The organism is Myroides sp. LoEW2-1 (assembly GCF_009767705.1).
Taxonomy (GTDB): domain Bacteria; phylum Bacteroidota; class Bacteroidia; order Flavobacteriales; family Flavobacteriaceae; genus Flavobacterium; species Flavobacterium album_A.
The window spans coordinates 1-793 of record NZ_WSPP01000334.1; the positions used below are offsets into that span (position 1 = coordinate 1).

Annotated in this window: 2 protein-coding genes; one reads left to right on the top strand and one right to left on the bottom strand. The window is 28.6% G+C overall.

The features are described from left to right. A partial coding sequence (locus GOQ24_RS15540) for a P-loop NTPase fold protein (RefSeq protein ID WP_208103237.1) occupies positions 1-447 on the top strand: 447 nt, incomplete at its 5' end. On the opposite strand, the gene GOQ24_RS17050 is transcribed toward GOQ24_RS15540, so the two are convergent. After that, positions 398-652, bottom strand: a complete 255-nt coding sequence (locus tag GOQ24_RS17050) for an integrase core domain-containing protein (protein ID WP_160340096.1) — start codon at positions 650-652, stop codon at positions 398-400. The two genes, GOQ24_RS15540 and GOQ24_RS17050, sit on opposite strands and share 50 nt — an antisense overlap. Positions 653-793: the final 141 nt, after the last annotated feature.

Sequence of the window (793 nt, forward strand, 5' to 3'; positions counted from 1 at the left end):
AGTATAGGTATTGTAGGTAAATGGGGGTATGGTAAAAGCTCTTATTTGGCACTCTTAGAAAAAAGGATTTTAAAAGAAGAACAAAAATATATACTCGTAAAATTTAATCCTAGACATTCCAAAAGTATTGAAACAATTCAGTTTGATTTTTTTCAAGCATTTTTTGAAGAGTTAAAAGAATATGACTCTAGATTTTCTAAATCATTTAATAATTATTTAAAAGCAATTCAGATAATTGATACAAATAATTTAATAGACTCTATTCAAAACGGATTTAATGCCTTTTTAGACGTTGAAAGTGAGAAAGATATAATTAATCTAGCTATTCAACGTATCAATAAGAAAATAATTGTAATCATTGATGATTTAGATCGTCTTCTATGTAGGCTTCCCTTTTTTAGGACACCTCTAAATTCGACAAATAATTCTTATTATGTTCAGATTTGATGAAGAATTTAAATTCTTCATCAAATCTGGGCTTATATTCTTTAGGCGATTTATTCCCTAATGCTTTATGAGGATGGTTAAAATTGTAATCCTCTTTCCATTTATCAGCCAATCTTTGTAACTGGTAGATATCATTGAAGTAAAAAGCATCTAATATATCCTCTCTAAAAAATCGATTAAAACGTATGCACCCGAGCAACCACATATTTCATAAGATGATGTAAGATAGTAAGTTTGTCTCAAAGTATGCACCCGAGCAACCACATATTTCATAAGATGATGTAAGATAGTAAGTTTGTCTCAAATAATAAAGAGATGAGCAAACAAGAAATTATGTACTCTCATG